The organism is Bacillus sp. AR2-1, assembly GCF_008368755.1.
GTDB classification, from domain to species: Bacteria; Bacillota; Bacilli; order Bacillales; family Bacillaceae_G; genus Bacillus_A; species Bacillus_A wiedmannii.
Map to the genome: position 1 here is coordinate 28,520 of NZ_QORY01000010.1, position 17,703 is coordinate 46,222.

Here is a 17,703-nt window from a genome sequence, read left to right on the forward strand (position 1 = left end):
CCAATTAGCTCTTAAACTAATATATTGACGAACAGAAAATAAAATTATATAGTTACTTACATAAAGTAATTATTATATTTTTGGGAGGTTTCTAATATGATGCCATCATTATTTTTAGCACACGGATCACCGATGCTTGCTATTCAAGATACAAACTATACAAGGTTTTTAAAAACACTTGGCGAAACATACAAACCGAAAGCAATTGTTATTTTCACCGCTCACTGGGAAAGCGAAGTGTTAACGATTTCTTCATCAGATAAAGAATATGAAACAATTTATGATTTTGGAGGTTTTCCTCCTGAGTTATACGAAATCAAATATCGTGCGAAAGGCTCTTCTAACATTGCATCTATGTTAGAAACAAAATTAAAAAACAAAGGTATTCCAGTCCATCATAATATGACGAGAGGTTTAGATCATGGCTCATGGACTCTTCTGCATCGCATGTATCCAGAAGCAAATATTCCTGTTGTCCAAATATCAGTCAATCCATTCCTTGCTGCAAAAGAGCAATTTAAGGTTGGCGAAGCACTAAAAGGACTTGGACAAGAAGATATTTTAGTAATAGGGAGCGGTGTTACCGTTCATAACTTACGAGCTTTAAAATGGAATCAAACTACACCCGAACAATGGGCAATTGAATTTGATGATTGGATTATTAAACATATGCAGACTACTGATAAAGATGCATTATTTAATTGGGAGAACAATGCCCCTCATGCACAATTAGCAGTACCAAGAGCAGAGCATTTCGTTCCTTTATTTATCGCTATGGGAAGCGGTGAAAATAACGGTAAAGTCATTCACCGCAGTTACGAGCTTGGTACATTAAGCTATCTTTGTCTCCAATTTTAAAGAAAAGGATGAAGCAATCGTTGCTTCATCCTTTTCTTTTTCATTCACTTAGTTAACTAACTTCCAAATGTCGTTTCTCTGATACCTCTTCGTTCTTATTGTGAAAATAAACCCAAATGCACGCAATAAATAATAGTGATGAAGTAGAGAAGAAAACATATTGGAAGCCTGCATGAGCTGCAATTTGTCCACCAAGTACTGGTCCAATCATATTTCCTAAAAACTGAAACGATTGATTATACCCAAATATTCTTCCCGTTACATGGGTTGGTGTATGTTGTTTTAGTAGAGTTTGTACGGAAGGTAATAGTCCTGCTTGTGCGATACCTAATAAAAAGCGAAGAATTAATAGTTGCCAAGCTGAGGTTACAAATGCTTGCGGAATAAATATAATTCCTGCCGCAAACAACGCCACAACTAACGTTTTTTGAGGTCCAATACGATCTGATAATCTACCTAACTTAGGAGCTGCCATAATAATAGCTAAACCTGTCGCAGACATGACTGCGCCTGCAATCATTTCAATATGAGCTGTTCCTGGGCCTTCTAAATTCTTTACATACAATGTAATAATAGGTTGAATTGACATGTTCGCAAGTTGAATAATAAATGTTGTTACAAATAAACTAATAATTAAATGCTTTGCTGGAACCATCGTCCATACTTTTTTCGGTTGTACTTTTTTTGCTTGAGCGGAGTGATTCTCTTCATGTAGGAAGAAAAAAACGATGAGAAAAGACAGGAATAAAAAAGCTCCTGTAACAAGAAAAACATGGCGCATTCCAATTAACTCAGACAAATAACCACCAAGTAATGGGCCAAGTAAAGAACCGCTCACGCCACCTGTTGAAATTGTGGAGATTGCCCAACCTGAATGTTCTTTCGGAGTTTCTGCTGCAATAAATGTCATCGCTGTTGAAAGGAAACCAGATACCGCTCCCATCAAAAATCTTAGTGCGACTAGTTGATACACGTCCGTTACAAACCCCATAAGCGTCATAATAATCGCCATACCAAGGCTCGCACGAATCAGCATCAATTTCCGTCCATGTATATCACCAAGCTTTCCCCATATTGGTGATACGATCGCACCCATTAAAAATGTTATACCAAATGCAAGTCCTGACCACTGTGCAATGCTAGAAGTGCCAGTCACCCCTAATTCCTCAATATAAAAAGATAAAAAAGGAATTACTAAACTCATACCGGCTGCAGTGGTAAAACAACCTAGCCAACAAATCATTAAATTTCGTTTCCAGTTGGCCATTTTCACACCTTCTTTCTTTAGATACCCATTCTACACCCTTTCTTGTAAAAAGTTTAGTAATTTGCTTTATTTGTAAGATTTACTAAAAAACCCGCTATTTTCTAGTGAAAACCACTACATCTCTACATTATTTTCATAAAAAAACCAACTCCCATATATGGAGTTGGTTACTTATTCTCTAACGGTATTAAACGCGCATCACAATTTCGCTCATAAAACTCAATCGGACCTGCTTGTCCAATAATTGCGTATTCATATCCTTCTTGCTTCATACTATGTAAACAACGATGTAACAATTCCTTACCTACACCTTTCACGCGATTTTGTTTCGCTGTGCCCATTGGACCAAACAATCCCTTCTTTCCTCTCACTACATCATAACAAGCGAAACCTACTATCACTTCTTCTTGTTCTGCTATATAAATAGGGACATTTTCTTTATATGTACGAAATCCATACTCTATTGAATGTAACCAACGTTCACCAAATTCCTCATTAACAAAACTTGCTAATTTTTCAAAATCAGAAGGGCTAGCCTTTCTAACAGTACAAATTAAATGATTATAAGTAGGAACAAAATATTTTAGATCAACCGCTAAATCTCTTGGCTCAGCTATAATACGTAATATATCTTTTTGTATTTGTGCATTTCCAATAAACGTATCCGTGCGAAATAGCGCATATATAACATGCCCTTCATTTATTATTACTTGCTGGAAACGTTCCATACGTTTCTTCGCTATTTGTAAAATTTCTAGCACCTTATAAGATACCTTATATTGTCCTATTTTTTTATACTCTTGATACGGTGAATCGTATTGTTTTCGTATTGAAAGTTTTTCTAAAAAATCCGTACCCAAGTTACGAAACAAATACATATACAACTCACTACAAACTCCAGTGCCTTCTTTACTCATTCCGATAAACAGATGAGTTGATTGAATAATATTATTTTCCGCCTCTTCTGCTGCAATCTTCAATATGTTATGAACACGTTTTGTATATTGAAATTCCTCCATATATATATCCATCCCCTACTACTTTACTATTAAACCGTAACCGTAAATAAGTGAAACAATTATTCCAACTACCAATATACCTGGCAGTAAATTTGCAACTTTAATTTTAATAATACCAAGTAAGTTCAATCCAATAGCGGCTATCATAATACCACCTGTAGCTGTCATTTCCACTATAAATTGATTCATTAATTCTTTCGGGACCAAACTATTAATTTGTGTTGCAAAAACCGCAATCCCTCCTTCATATAAAATAACTGGAATCGCCGAAAATACTACGCCAATTCCTAAAGTTGTCGTTAATATAATAGAAATAAACCCATCGATAATCGCCTTTGTAAATAAAATATCATGATTTCCGCGAATCCCACTGTCGAGTGCACCAAGTATGCCCATCGCACCAATTGCAAAAATTAAAGTAGCTGTTACAAACCCTTCTGATATGCTCCCTTTCCCTTTCGATCCAACTTTATTTTCTAGCCAATCTCCTAACAGCTTTAACTTTTCCTCTAGTTGTAGCCATTCCCCGATGACGGTACCAATAACTAAACTTAAAATGACAACAAGAAAATTTTCACTTTTCAATGCCATTTGAAGTCCAAGCACAGTAACTGCTAAACCGATTGCATGCATAATTGTTCCCTTCATACTTTCTGGAATTCTACTAAATAATTTTCCTAGTAAAGTACCAAATATAATACAAATCCCATTTACAACTGCTCCTAATATAACCATCTCTCGTTCTTCACCCTTCGAATTCTTTATTTCTATATTTTGGTTTATACATTGATTTACAGGTTATCTATATGTTAACTTAATATTGAGAATATTAACAAATGTTTTCACTACATAAACTGCATTTGTAGTTATACTTAAAGTGAAACTTTAACTAGCGCGAGTTTTATTGCCCACAAATTGCGGTATAAACTCAAAAGGGAAGGTATTTATGAAAACTTTACTAAAACGATTTCTGTTAATAGCCTTTTGCATTACACCAATTGTTTTATTAGTTAACTACTCTTTTATTTCAAAAGCGAAAGACAAACCCGATTTGCAAAACAAATCTAGTAAAACAGCTTCAACAAGTGAAAAGAAAATAGAAGACAAGGAAATCACACTCACCTTCTCTGGTGATACAATGTTCGATTGGCAATTACGTCCTGTAATCGAAAAAAACGGGGCTGATTATCCATTCCAACATGTAAAAGAAGAAATAACAAAAGCTGATATTTCTTTCGTTAATTTAGAGTCAGCATTTACAACGAGAGAAAAGAAAGCTCCTGGACAACTGTTTTGGATTAAAAGTGATCCATCTACACTAAAAGCTATTAAAAACACGGGATATGACATCGTAAATATTGGGAATAACCATACACTTGATTATGGGCAAGATGGATTATTAGACACAATTTCTCACGTTGAAAAATTAAAGTTCCCTTACATTGGAGCCGGAAAGAATGCAAAGGATGCATATACTGCACGAGAAATGACTGTAAAAGGGAAAAAGTTCAAATTTCTTTCCTTCGTTCGATTTATGCCTGATACGAATTGGGTAGCTGGTGACAATAAACCTGGCGTTGCGAACGGATATGATTTAAATCTTGTAACAAAAACAATTAAAGAGCAAAAGAAAGATGCAGACTATTTAATCATCTATATGCATTGGGGCGTTGAAAAATCAAATCGTCCGGTAGAATACCAAAAACAATATGTACCTAAAATGGTTGAAGCAGGAGCTGACGCGATTGTCGGGAGTCACCCGCATTGGTTACAAGGATTTGAGTATTATAATAACGTTCCTATCGCTTATTCATTAGGTAACTTTTTATTCCCAAGTTATGTAAGTGGGAAAAGCGCCGAAACTGGCGTACTAACTTTAACTTTTAAAGGAAAGGATGTCCAAATGTCATTCAATCCTTACATCATTCGCAACAACCAAATTTCACCTGTAAATGAGGAAGAAAAGAAAAAAGCTCTACAGTATTTACAAACGATTTCAACTGATGTAGATATTGATGATACAGGGAACATAAAAAACAAACGAAACTAGACAGTGCAAAATCTATTTCTCTGTAACATACTTTACAGAATAGGTGATAAACATGCTGAAAGACTTATTAGAAAATGTAAGTTTGTTAGAGAATATTTATAAAATATCTATAGCCGTTCTACTTTTATGTTCATTTTTTTCTGTTAGACTTCTAAAAAAAAATAAAACGTGAACGAAAGCTTACTACCTTTGAATTTACAATGTATGTAATTATTCGCATTGCGATACTCTTTTGGTTAACTAGCTTTATCCTACTTGAATATGGAAAGTATATAGTGTAATTATAAAAAGATAGATACAAGCAGCATTTCCGCTGTTTGCATCTATCTTTTTTATTTGGATGCTAACTCTTTCCTTCTATTAAATAAGCAAATCAAACAAAATAGGATTTTTATTAAGCTCCATAAATTGAATATTATTTTCTTTAAAACGAGTAATTAATTGCTCATAATCTTCTTTATGTTTCAACTCTACTCCGACTAGTGCTGGGCCATTTTCTTTATTATGTTTCTTAATGTATTCAAAACGAGTAATATCATCTTCTGGCCCTAATCCCTTATCAAGAAACTCTCTTAGTGCACCTGAACGCTGCGGGAATTCAATGATGAAATAATGCTTTAATCCTTCGTAAATGAGAGAACGTTCTTTCATCTCTTGCATTCTATCAATATCGTTGTTTCCACCACTTAGCGTACATACAACTGTTTTACCTTTTATTTCATCTCTATATAAATCAAGCGCTGCAATAGATAGTGCACCAGCCGGTTCAGCTACAATTGCATTTTTCTTATACAGTTCTAAAATCGTCGTACAAACCTTTCCTTCTGGTACTAAAACAATATCATCAATTACATCTTTACACGTTTCAAATGTTAACTTCCCTACTTTTTTGACAGCTGCCCCATCAACAAAACTATCTATTTTCTCTAACGCGACATTTTCGTTTTGAAGAAAAGCCTCTTTCATAGATGCAGCTCCCATTGGCTCTACGCCAATGACCTTTGTAGCAGGACTAACACCTTTTACATATGTACCAACACCTGATGCTAACCCACCGCCTCCAATTGCTGTAAAGATATAATCCACTGGTTTCTCCATATCATGCATAATTTCAACTGCCACTGTTCCTTGACCAGCAACTACATGCGGATCATCAAACGGATGAACAAACGTCATTCTATTTTCTTCACAATAGCGCTGTGCTTCTTGGAAAGAGCTATCAAATGTATCACCAACTAATACAATTTCTGCAAAATCACTACCGAAAAATTGTACTTGCGATACTTTTTGTTTAGGTGTCGTTGTTGGCATGAAGATTTTCGACGGAATCTTCAATAAATTACACGTATAAGCAACTCCTTGCGCATGATTACCAGCACTTGCACAAACAACACCGTTTTGTAATTGTTCTTTTGATAAACTTTGAATTAAATTGTACGCACCACGAATTTTGAAAGAGCGAATCAATTGTAAGTCTTCTCGTTTTACATAAACGTCACAATCATATTTCTCAGATAGAACTGTATCACGTTGTAACGGTGTTTTAATAACGATATCTTTCATGCAATTATGTGCCATTAAGATATCTTCAATTTTCACTCTCTCCTTTACCTTTTGCACCATTTCATATCATCCTTATCTCTTTTAAATTGGCTCAATCAAAATCCGGGATTTTTAGAACTGCACCTGTATTCGCCGATGTTACCATCTGCGCATAACGTCCAAGCCAGCCAGTTTTCACTTTCGGTTCTGGTCGTTTCCATTCTTTTTTACGCTTATCTAATTCTTCATCACTAACTCTTACTTCTAACAATCTTTCCTCAACATCAATACAAACGATATCCCCTTGCTTGAGAAGTGCAATCGTTCCCCCCGCAGCTGCTTCTGGCGAAATATGCCCTACCGAAATACCACGTGAAGCTCCAGAAAAACGTCCATCCGTTAATAGCGCAACATCTGCACCTAATCCCATACCAGCAATCGCTGACGTTGGTGCTAACATTTCCGGCATACCAGGACCGCCTCTTGGTCCTTCATAGCGAATAACAACTACATCGCCTTTCTTAACCTTCCCAAGCATAATGCCCGCAAGTGCCTCATCTTGTGAATTAAAAATAACGCAAGGTCCTTCAAATCGTTTTACTTCTGTTGCCCCACTTTTAATAACTGCCCCATCTTTCGCAAGGTTTCCTTTTAATATACGTAATCCCCCTTCTTCACTATGAGGGTTTTCGAGAGAATGAATAACTTCCCTATCTTTAATCTCTGCATGAGCAATGTTTTCTCTTAATGTTTGCCCAGTAGCAGTAATACGGTCTAAATGAAGCACCCCTTCTTTTCGGCTCATCTCTTTCAAAATTGCACTAATTCCGCCTGCTCGATCAATATCCTCCATATGCCAATTGGAGGCAGGACTTACTTTACATAAATGTGGTACACGTCTTGAAACGGCATCAATGCGGTTCATATCGTAATCTAAACCCGCTTCTTGTGCAAGCGCCAATGTGTGCAACACTGTATTTGTTGAACCGCCCATCGCCATATCAAGCGCGAACGCATCATCAATTGCTTCTTCCGTTACAATGTCTCTCGGTTTAATATCTCTTTCAATTAAAATCTTTAATTTCTCTGCTGCTTGTTTAATTAATTCTTCACGTCTTGGATCAATAGCTAAAATACTTCCGTTACCAGGAAGAGCTAAACCTAATACTTCACATAAACAGTTCATAGAGTTCGCTGTAAACATACCAGAACAAGAACCACAAGATGGACAGCCATGATCTTCAATATCCTTTAATTCTTCTTCTGAAATTTTCCCAGATTGATAAGCTCCTACTCCTTCGAAAACAGAACTTAAATCGACAACCTCCCCTTTAGAAGTCTTCCCAGCTGCCATCGGTCCACCTGAAACAAAAACAGTTGGAATGTTAATACGAAGTGCAGCCATCATCATACCGGGGGTAATTTTGTCACAGTTTGGAATACAAATCATGCCATCAAACCAATGTGCATTTACAACCGTTTCTACTGAATCTGCAATGATTTCACGACTCGGAAGCGAATAACGCATACCGATATGCCCCATCGCAATACCGTCATCTACTCCAATTGTATTAAATTCAAATGGAACCATACCTGCTGCACGCACTGCTTCTTTAACAAGTTTTCCAAACTCATTTAAGTGCTTATGACCTGGAATAATTTCAATAAAAGAATTACAGATAGCTATAAACGGTTTATCAAAATCTTCATCTTTCAAACCAGTTGCTTTTAATAAACTACGGTGCGGCGCTTTATCAAAACCTTTTTTAATCATGTCACTTCTCATCTTGTCAAATCCCCTCTTACGTATTTTTCACTTACAATCTCTTTCTCTATTTCTTTACTAATTCTTTCGGTGCATGAATCCAGCTCATCATTTCACGAAGCTCTGCCCCCACTTTTTCTAACTGATGATTTGTCTCTGCTTTTTTCATGGCATTATACGTTGGACGCCCAGCTTGATTTTCTAAAATCCATTCCTTCGCGAATTCACCTTGCTGAATTTCTGTAAGAACACGTTTCATTTCTTTCTTCGTTTCATCTGTAACAATTCTCGATCCTGTTACATAATCTCCGAACTCAGCCGTATCTGAAATAGAATGGCGCATGTTCGTTAAACCACCTTCGTACATTAAATCAACAATTAACTTTAATTCATGCAAACATTCAAAGTATGCAATTTCAGGACGATATCCGCCTTCTGTTAACGTTTCAAAACCAGCTTTCACAAGTGCAGTTACCCCGCCGCAAAGCACTGCTTGCTCTCCGAATAAATCTGTCTCCGTTTCTTCTTGGAATGTCGTTTCAATTACACCTGCACGTGTACAACCTACACCTTTTGCATACGCAAGCGCTACACGTAATGCCGTGCCTGTTGCATCTTGATGTACTGCGACTAATGCCGGAACACCATTTCCTTCTTGGAATACACGGCGAACGAGATGTCCTGGACTTTTTGGTGCGACCATCGCTACATCTACGTAACTTGGCGGGTTAATTTGTCCGAAGTGAATATTAAATCCATGTGAGAAAAGTAACATTTGCCCTTCACGGAGATTCTCTTCTACTTCTGCTTTATACACATGCGCTTGCTGTTCATCTGGCAATAACATTTGTACAACTTGCGCGGTTCGAACCGCTTCTGAAACAGACATTACTTCAAACCCATCTGCTTTTGCTACTTCAAAAGACTTACCAGGTCGAACACCAACTACAACTTCCACACCAGAATCACGTAAATTTTGCGCCTGCGCGTGACCTTGAGATCCATAACCAATGACCGCAACTGCTTTCCCTTGTAATAACTCTAAATTTGCATCTTTCTCATAATACGTTTTCATATTCCATACACTCCTTATAATTTATTTACTTGCAGTACATCAATTAATTTTTTCAACTGACCGACAAGTAATGTCGCTTCATTTTCAGTACAAACTGCTGTGAGTTTCATTTCAGAAACGCCACTAGTATCTCTTTCGTTTAAATGCAAAGAAGAAATATAATAACCACGCCGAGCAAAAATCCCACTTATACGTAATACGACGCTTGGCTCGTTATGAATAACGAGTGAAAAAGTATGACTCATTCTTCCCACCTCTTCATAATCATTTCGTTATTCCCTTTGTTTGGCGGAACCATCGGAAATACGTTTTCACCTTCTTCTACACAAAAATCAACTACGACAGGACCATCGTGAGCAAATGCTTCTAACATCACTTGTTTCGCCTCTGTTGAATTTGTCGCCCTTAATCCCTTCACTCCATAAGCTTCTGCCACTTTCACAAAATCTGGTGATCCGATTTTTGACTCTGATAAACGATTTTCATAAAACATCTCTTGCCATTGCCTTACCATCCCTAAAAATTTATTATTTATAATAAATACTTTTACAGGAATATTATTTTCAGCAATTGTTTGTAATTCTTGAATGTTCATTTGGAAAGAAGCATCGCCCGCAATACAAATGACGAGTTCTTCTTCTTTCGCAAGCTGAGCACCAACTGCCGCTGGGAAACCAAATCCCATCGTTCCTAGTCCGCCAGATGTTAGAAACGTCCGTGGGTTTTTCGCTTTATAAAAATGAGCAGCCCACATTTGATGCTGTCCTACTTCTGTCGTAACAATCGCTTCACCATTCGTTAATTCACTTACTAGAGTAATAACATGCTGTGGTTTTAACTCACATTCTTTTTGATTGTAGGAAAGAGGATATTCCGCTTTCCATTCCTCTATTTTCGTAAGCCATTCATTTGTTTGTGTACGAATTGGCATATGTAACAACATATGTAACGCTTTTTTCACATCTCCAACAATCGGATATTCCACAGTTACATTTTTATGGAACTCCGAAGGATCTATATCAATATGTACCTTTTTCGAATGCGGAGAAAAGAGTTCTAATTTTCCTGTTACACGATCATCAAAGCGAACACCTAACGCAAGTAATAAATCACATTCTGTTACTGCCATATTTGCAGCGTACGTTCCATGCATGCCGAGCATTCCTAAAAATAACGAATCTCCCGGCGGATATGCACCAAGTCCCATTAAAGTGGAAACGACAGGAATACGATTTTCCCTCGCAAACTGAATAAGTTCATCAGAACCACCCGAATGAATGATCCCTCCTCCAATATAAAGAAGGGGACGTTTTGCTTCGGAAATTGCTTTAGCTACCTCTCTAAGCTTCCTACCGTCTGGCATAGGCTCTAATTTGTACCCTGGAATCTCAATTACTTCATTATAAAAACTTGTTACATTTTCATTTTGAACATCTTTTGGAATATCAATTAATACTGGTCCTGGTCGCCCGCTTTCGGCGATGTAAAAAGCTTCTTGTACAATGCGTGATAAATGATTCACATCACGAACTTGGTAATTATGCTTCGTAACAGGTACTGTAATCCCGACAACATCTGCTTCTTGAAATCCATCTTTTCCGATGAGAGGTTTTGCAACTTGCCCTGTAATGACAACTAAAGGAATCGAATCCATATAAGCATCTGCTAAACCCGTAACTAAATTTGTCGCCCCTGGGCCAGAGGTAGCAAAGACTACCCCGATCTTTCCAGAAGCTCTCGCATATCCTTCTGCCGCATGAATGGCAGCTTGTTCATGACGAGTTAAAACGTGCTTCAAACCACTTCCGTATAACGCATCGTACACTGGCAAAATCGCTCCGCCCGGATAACCGAAAACAGTCGTTACACCTAATTTTTTCAAACATTGAATAACGTGCCCCGCTCCTGTCACATCTTCACACTGTAATTTCTCACGTGTTGTATGCTGTTCCATTTTAATTAACTCCTCTCCCCTACCTACAGTAAGCTCTCCGCCAGTCCTGGAACACGTACTCCTCTTTCTCTCGTTAAATTTTTAAATTCCTCTGTCAATTGTTTCGTTACACTTCCTGGTTTTCCATCTCCAATCTCTCTTGAATCAACTTTTACAACTGGAATTAATTCTGCTGCCGTTCCTGTTAAAAACACTTCATCTGCTACATATACGTCATGGCGAGTAAATGGCCTTTCCTCACATGGAATATTAAGTCGTTCACATAGCTCGATAACACTATTTCTCGTAATACCTTCTAGCGCCCCTAAGTAAGAAGGAGGTGTTAACACTTTTCCATCTTTCACAACGAAAACATTGTCTCCAGATCCTTCACAAACATATCCTTGTTGATTTAACATAAGGGCCTCTAACACTCCTGCTTGTGCCGCTTCAATTTTCACAAGTACGTTATTTAAATAGTTCATTGACTTAATACGTGGATCTAATGCATCTGGCGTATTACGTCTCGATGCAACAGATACAACGCTTAGTCCATTATCGTAAAATTCCTGTGGGAATAACTTTAATTGTTCTGCAATGATAATAACGCTCGGTTTCACACAACTTCTAGGGTCGAGCCCTAAGTCACCTTTTCCCCTTGAAACAATTAATCGAATGTAGGCATCAGCATATTCATTTTTTTGCAATGTTTGTAAAACTGCTTCTTCCATTTCGTTAACTGTCAGTGGGATTGTAAGTAGAATAGATTTTGCCGATTCGTATAATCGTTTTACATGTTCTTTTAAACAAAATACATTTCCACCGTAACTACGAATCCCTTCAAATACACCATCTCCGTATAAAAAACCGTGATCATATACTGAAACAACTGCCTTTTCTTTTTCTACAAATTCCCCATTCATATAAATATACTGGTTTCCCATCTCACATCGCTCCTCTTTTTTCTCTCTATTTTTGCAATCTATTTCTATATCGATTGCTGAGATGAGTTATTTTAACAGAATATTCAGTATATAAAGCTTAAAAATATACTCGTCTCAACAATCGATTACATACATACTTGTAGCAATCCATTGCTGAGACGAGGGAATCGTGGTACCACTCAGCTTCCTTACACTTCTCACGAAATATAAGCTCTGCAAGTCCAATTAGACTTTTGTTTTTCTATCGGAAACAACTCCGCTACTTTTTACTAGTTTTCAAAAGTAGTACTCCGAGGTGATTTTCAATGATGAAATTGTTACCACCCTCACAGCTTCTGGGCAGCTCTCTGAAACAATTTTCTTCATTTACTCTCCTCTTCTACGCATTATCGTATTCTATTTTTTAAAATAAAAACTCTCGCCTCAGCAATCAACTACTACAATTTAGTAGCTTTGATTGCTGAGGCGAGAGTTTCGCGGTACCACTCAGCTTCCTTATACTTCTCGCGAAATATAAGCTTTGTAGGTCCAATTAGACCCCCGTCCTTTTACTGGAGACGATGCCGTCGCCCTCTACTCAGTTTCCCTTTCGCAAGCGATGCTCCGAGGTGATATTCAATGATTCGATTGTTACTACTCTCACAGCCTAGGAGCAGCTCTCTGAAACGATCATAACCATCTACTTTCCTCTTCTTTGCATATGTAACATATAAAGTTGAAAGATTCTTAATTAACTTTTATTTGTTAAACGTATTATAGGACGTTGTTCTTTTCATTGTCAACGTTTTTTTCGAAAAAAAAATAAAATTCAATCAATTCAAGAGAAGTCTATTTATTTTTTCTCAAAACAAAATCAGAATGAACTTCTTACACATACTCATATATTACTTAAGTATGTTCGCATTACTACATAAAGAAAAACAACTTAATAACATAAAAATTTTTTTGAGGAGATGAGAAAACTATGTTAAAAGGAAAAGTGGCATTAGTTACAGGAGCAAGCCGAGGAATTGGACGTGCTATTGCAAAACGTTTAGCGAACGACGGTGCATTAGTTGCTATTCATTACGGAAATCGAAAAGAAGATGCTGAAGAAACTGTTTATGAAATTCAATCAAATGGCGGATCAGCTTTTTCTATCGGTGCAAACCTTGAATCTTTACATGGTGTAGAAACCCTTTATAGTTCTTTAGATAGCGAATTACAAAAAAGAACTGGTAGTACTAAATTTGATATTTTAATAAACAACGCCGGAATTGGTCCTGGTGCTTTTATTGAAGAAACGACTGAACAATTTTTTGATAGAATGGTTTCTGTTAATGCAAAAGCACCATTCTTTATCATCCAACAAGCTCTATCTCGTTTACGTGACAATAGCCGAATTATTAATATTTCATCCACTGCCACTCGTATTTCTTTACCTGATTTCGTTGCATATAGTATGACGAAAGGCGCTATTAATACGATGACTTTCACGCTAGCAAAACAGCTCGGAGCACGAGGAATAACAGTGAATGCAATACTTCCTGGATTTATTAAAACCGATATGAACGCAGGACTCTTGAGCGATCCAATGATGAAACAGTATGCCACTACCATTTCCGCTTTTAATCGCTTAGGTGAAGTAGAAGATATTGCCGATACCGCGGCATTTCTCGCTTCTCCAGACAGCCGCTGGGTTACTGGACAATTAATTGATGTGAGCGGAGGATCTTGTTTGTAATTTCTTAATCTACTTACGCAAAAAAAGCCAGCATTTTTGCTGGCCTTTTTCACTGTGTAAAACGATACCCTACTCCCCAAATTGTTTCGATATATGATTTATCAAATGGATCGAGTTCAATTTTGTGACGAATATTTTTCACATGGACAGCAACCGTTGCTGCATCACCAATTACATCCATCCCCCATACAGTTTCAAAGAGACGATCTTTACTAAATACTTGATTTGGATGTTCTGCCATACAAGTTAATAAATCAAATTCTTTTCCTGTTAACATGATTTCAGTTCCATTTACAAATACACGTCGGGCCGATTTATCAATAAGTAATCCTCGAATACGAATTTCATCTTTTATTTGTTCTCGTTTTCCTGTTAAACGATCATAACGAGCTAGATGAGCATTTACACGTGCCACCATTTCACTCGGGCTAAACGGTTTTATAATATAATCATCTGCTCCAAAACCTAACCCTTTAATTTTATCGATTTCCTCTTGTTTTGCGGACACCATAAGTATTGGTATGTCCTTTTCCAATCGAACTTGTTTACAAATTTCATATCCATCTATTCCCGGTAACATTATGTCTAAAATTAACAAGTCATAATCCTCCAGCAGAACTCTTTGTAAACCTTTTTCGCCAGAGTAATCAATATCTACTGTATACCCAGCAACCTCTAAATAATCCTTTTCTAACTCTGCTATAATAGCTTCATCTTCAATAATTAAAATTCTTTTCAAGATGCTCTCCTTTTTCTAATTGATTTTTTGTAATGTAAATGCCAGCGTCGTTCCTTTACCTTTTTTGCTTTCTACCCAAATATCACCACCATGTTGTGTGATAATCTGATGTGCAATTGACAAACCAAGTCCGCTTCCACCTGTTTTAGAATTTCTAGAATGATCTGCACGATAAAACCTTTCAAATATATGAGGCAACGCCTTCTCTTCTATTCCTACCCCATTATCTTTTATGTAAATCGTTACATAATCAATAGATTCGGTCATGCGAATTCCTATATATCCTTCTTCTTTATCCATATACTTCACACTATTCCAAATGATATTTGTAATAACACGACGTAATTTTTCACGATCACCTTTTACCAAAATAGAAGTATCCTTTTGAGTATCCCATCTCACTGTAATTCCCTTATCTTGCAATTCAAGCTGTAGTTCTTCTATGCAATCAGATAAGTATTGGTTAATTTCAACCTCTTCAAATTGAAATGGTTCCTCTTTCAAATCAAGTTTTGAAAAGAGAAAAAGCTCGTCAATTAATTGATCCATATCAAACACTTTATGATAAATAATCGTTAAATATTTATCTAATTGTTCTGGAGTTCGAGCGATACCTTCTTTAATTCCTTGTACATAACCTTTAATAGCCGTTATTGGCGTCCGTAAATCATGAGAAATATTTGAAAGCAACTCTTTACGATTCTTTTCATATTGCATTTGCAACTCGACCGATTCCTTCAATCTGCCACGCATCTCTTCAAACGATAAACTTAATTCACCTATTTCATCTTTCGCAAGTAGCTTTACTTGAAAATCTAAATCACCCTTTTGAATTCTTTCCGTTGCCTGCTTTAATGAATGCAATGGTTTAATAATACTCCGTGATATAAAATATGTTAATATTCCATTCGTAATAATTAACCCAAGTATTAAAGAGAATACGAAATACGGGAAAAATTCTCTAATCATTTCTTCTAAAGGATTTACATACTCAAATACAAAAATACTGACCTTATCCTTCTCTTCATCGTAGTAATCAAATTGCTTATAGTAAAAAGAATTACCCTCTATTTTCACATCCATTCCCTTTCTTTGTCCTTCCGTTTCAAATGCGGGTAGGTATTTATCAAAAGAAGAGATTTTAAAATATGGGGATGAATATGTAAGCTCATCATTTTTTCGAATTAGTAATCCTGCTTGATTATCGTTTAATTCTTTATCAGTTTCCTTTAAAAAATGTATATCCTCCAATTTATCTGGAGCATACGATGAAAGAATTTTCAACCTACTGAAAATATCATCTTCATCTTCTTTTGTACGAATAGCTCCCTCCTGCTCTTTATCAATGAGAGAATGACTATTTTGATTAAGACCAATGATTTCTTTTGCAATACGAATATCACCAAATAAAGTAACACTAATTAACATAACTGCTATACCGCAAAAAACGATTGGAATAATTACCATCGCAACATACGACAACAGCAATCTAATACGGATTGACATTACAGAACTCCTATGAACATTATAATTTTAGCTTGTTACAGAATTCACCGGAAACGAAACTTGACTCATCCAAATACCAGCTAATAATACGAGTATAGCTAGAACCATTTCTAAGAGCAATAAACGGCGATTAACTGTTCCAATATCGATACCCCATGTTTTCGTTTGTCTCCATGCTACAATTGTAATTATACATACAGTAAGAATCTTTATATTTAAAAGGTTCGTCCATATTGAATTAAAATTAAAAAGTACCCAATTCCTTGTCTGTAGAAACACAATTAATTCCCCAGAAAGAAATGCTAGAATAAATGAAATACCAGCAATAATGCTAAAATGTTTACGGAAACGCTTTTGATCAAATGTAATTTTGTATAATGTTGTCCACGCTATAACAAGAACTAAATAAATAAGTGCTCCTAGCCACACTGCAATACTCATAACATGGACCATTCTAATTATAACTGCTGCCCAATTTGGATTAGTAATCCATACATGACCTGTGAAAGAAAAACTCGCAACAAGAAATCCCCAAACTAGCGCATACCATTCGTTCCCCATATGTTGCAAAGACATAAGAACTAATAATAGCAGTTGAATCATAATAATAACTGAAAATGGCGAATGAATAAGTAAACTTCCCTTCGGAATAACTGACTTATATACTATTAATTCAGCTATTAATCCTACTACAAGTATAGAGAAGAAAATCTTTTTCATATTCTTCATTCTTTGCAATATGGACGGTAATCTATAACGTTTAACAAACATATCGAGCCACTTTACTCCTGCTCCAATTAAAATCATTCCCTCTACAATATAGCGTAGTGTTACTATCATAACATCTGAAAATACTGAGCCACTCCCACTCGCATTTCCCTCTACCACTACATTAGTTTGTACTTCTTCTCCAATTGAAAAGGGATAGCTGCCCTCACTCGGATGTCCGTCTGCAGAAATCATAGACCACCTTACTGTGTAAGTACCATTATTTAAGTTTGGTAATTTCACTTTTATTTTTGTTGGGTTATCTAATATTTCAACCTTTGATACTTGCACTCTCTTTGCACTTGGATCTAGCAGTTCAATATTGACTACATTTCCTGTAACTGGTTCACTAAATTCAAGAATAATCTGTTCCGGTTGTACTGTAAGAACCTCCCCTTCTTTAGGGGTGGCTCCTACAACACTTGTATGAGCAAATACACTACTATGAGAAAATAAAAATATACTTACACTTGTTAAAATAAATACTATCATTCTATAAAGCATGAAAACCTCC

General features: G+C 36.4%; 15 protein-coding genes, 1 pseudogene and 1 other annotated feature. Of the genes and pseudogenes, 4 read left to right on the top strand and 12 right to left on the bottom strand.

What is annotated here, in order from left to right; all coding sequences use genetic code 11:
- Positions 1–96: 96 nt before the first annotated feature.
- Positions 97–858 carry a DODA-type extradiol aromatic ring-opening family dioxygenase gene (locus DT250_RS13750; RefSeq protein WP_149213168.1) on the top strand — a complete coding sequence of 254 codons (762 nt, stop codon included), beginning with the start codon at positions 97–99 and terminating at the stop codon, positions 856–858.
- A 52-nt stretch (positions 859–910) separates the two neighbouring features.
- Here the strand turns inward: DT250_RS13750 and DT250_RS13755 are convergent, their stop codons facing one another.
- From DT250_RS13755 to DT250_RS13765, 3 genes are all read right to left on the bottom strand, one after another.
- On the bottom strand, positions 911–2,125 hold the full coding sequence (locus DT250_RS13755; RefSeq protein ID WP_000024692.1) for a multidrug efflux MFS transporter: 1,215 nt from the start codon (positions 2,123–2,125) through the stop codon (positions 911–913).
- Between the two features lie 167 nt (positions 2,126–2,292).
- Positions 2,293–3,144, bottom strand: a complete 852-nt coding sequence (locus DT250_RS13760) for a GNAT family N-acetyltransferase (RefSeq protein WP_149213169.1) — start codon at positions 3,142–3,144, stop codon at positions 2,293–2,295.
- Positions 3,145–3,162: 18 nt separating this feature from the next.
- Positions 3,163–3,879, bottom strand: coding sequence for a DUF554 domain-containing protein (locus DT250_RS13765; protein ID WP_046955070.1), 717 nt, complete (start codon positions 3,877–3,879; stop codon positions 3,163–3,165).
- A gap of 211 nt (positions 3,880–4,090) precedes the next feature.
- On the opposite strand from DT250_RS13765, the gene DT250_RS13770 reads away from it, so the two are divergent.
- Together DT250_RS13770 and DT250_RS13775 are read left to right on the top strand one after the other, a co-directional pair.
- Positions 4,091–5,194 (top strand): CapA family protein, encoded by a 1,104-nt coding sequence (locus DT250_RS13770; protein ID WP_149213170.1) that lies wholly within the window; start codon positions 4,091–4,093, stop codon positions 5,192–5,194.
- Positions 5,195–5,246: 52 nt separating this feature from the next.
- Positions 5,247–5,475: pseudogene (locus DT250_RS13775) on the top strand (hypothetical protein).
- Between the two features lie 79 nt (positions 5,476–5,554).
- Here DT250_RS13775 and ilvA read toward each other — a convergent pair.
- From ilvA to ilvE, 6 genes are read right to left on the bottom strand one after another with little or no spacing between them, the layout of a single operon-like run.
- Positions 5,555–6,817: a threonine ammonia-lyase IlvA gene (gene ilvA / locus DT250_RS13780; RefSeq protein ID WP_046959078.1), complete on the bottom strand. Its 1,263-nt coding sequence runs from the start codon at positions 6,815–6,817 to the stop codon at positions 5,555–5,557.
- Positions 6,818–6,848: 31 nt separating this feature from the next.
- A complete protein-coding gene (gene ilvD / locus DT250_RS13785) occupies positions 6,849–8,522 on the bottom strand; it encodes a dihydroxy-acid dehydratase (RefSeq protein WP_046959077.1) in 1,674 nt (557 codons plus the stop codon).
- Positions 8,523–8,568: 46 nt separating this feature from the next.
- Positions 8,569–9,576, bottom strand: coding sequence for a ketol-acid reductoisomerase (gene ilvC, locus DT250_RS13790; protein WP_149213171.1), 1,008 nt, complete (start codon positions 9,574–9,576; stop codon positions 8,569–8,571).
- A gap of 14 nt (positions 9,577–9,590) precedes the next feature.
- On the bottom strand, positions 9,591–9,821 hold the full coding sequence (locus DT250_RS13795; protein ID WP_149213172.1) for an ACT domain-containing protein: 231 nt from the start codon (positions 9,819–9,821) through the stop codon (positions 9,591–9,593).
- Positions 9,818–11,530: an acetolactate synthase large subunit gene (ilvB, locus tag DT250_RS13800; protein ID WP_149213173.1), complete on the bottom strand. Its 1,713-nt coding sequence runs from the start codon at positions 11,528–11,530 to the stop codon at positions 9,818–9,820. Before ilvB ends, DT250_RS13795 begins: the two co-directional genes overlap by 4 nt.
- Before the next feature lie 23 nt (positions 11,531–11,553).
- Positions 11,554–12,453 (bottom strand): branched-chain-amino-acid transaminase, encoded by a 900-nt coding sequence (ilvE, locus tag DT250_RS13805; RefSeq protein WP_149213174.1) that lies wholly within the window; start codon positions 12,451–12,453, stop codon positions 11,554–11,556.
- Between the two features lie 151 nt (positions 12,454–12,604).
- Positions 12,605–12,844 (bottom strand) — a binding site (T-box leader).
- Positions 12,845–13,417: 573 nt separating this feature from the next.
- Between ilvE and DT250_RS13810 the strand changes: the two genes are divergently transcribed.
- Positions 13,418–14,176 carry an SDR family oxidoreductase gene (locus DT250_RS13810; protein WP_149213175.1) on the top strand — a complete coding sequence of 253 codons (759 nt, stop codon included), beginning with the start codon at positions 13,418–13,420 and terminating at the stop codon, positions 14,174–14,176.
- A 49-nt stretch (positions 14,177–14,225) separates the two neighbouring features.
- Here DT250_RS13810 and DT250_RS13815 read toward each other — a convergent pair whose 3' ends face one another.
- Genes DT250_RS13815 through DT250_RS13825 form a run of 3 tightly spaced genes read right to left on the bottom strand, consistent with a single transcriptional unit; the run spans position 14,226 to position 17,693 of the window.
- On the bottom strand, positions 14,226–14,915 hold the full coding sequence (locus DT250_RS13815; protein WP_075310075.1) for a response regulator transcription factor: 690 nt from the start codon (positions 14,913–14,915) through the stop codon (positions 14,226–14,228).
- 15 nt (positions 14,916–14,930) lie between these two features.
- Positions 14,931–16,421, bottom strand: coding sequence for a sensor histidine kinase (locus DT250_RS13820; protein ID WP_149213176.1), 1,491 nt, complete (start codon positions 16,419–16,421; stop codon positions 14,931–14,933).
- Between the two features lie 27 nt (positions 16,422–16,448).
- On the bottom strand, positions 16,449–17,693 hold the full coding sequence (locus tag DT250_RS13825) for a copper resistance CopC/CopD family protein (RefSeq protein WP_149213177.1): 1,245 nt from the start codon (positions 17,691–17,693) through the stop codon (positions 16,449–16,451).
- Between the last annotated feature and the right edge of the window lie 10 nt (positions 17,694–17,703).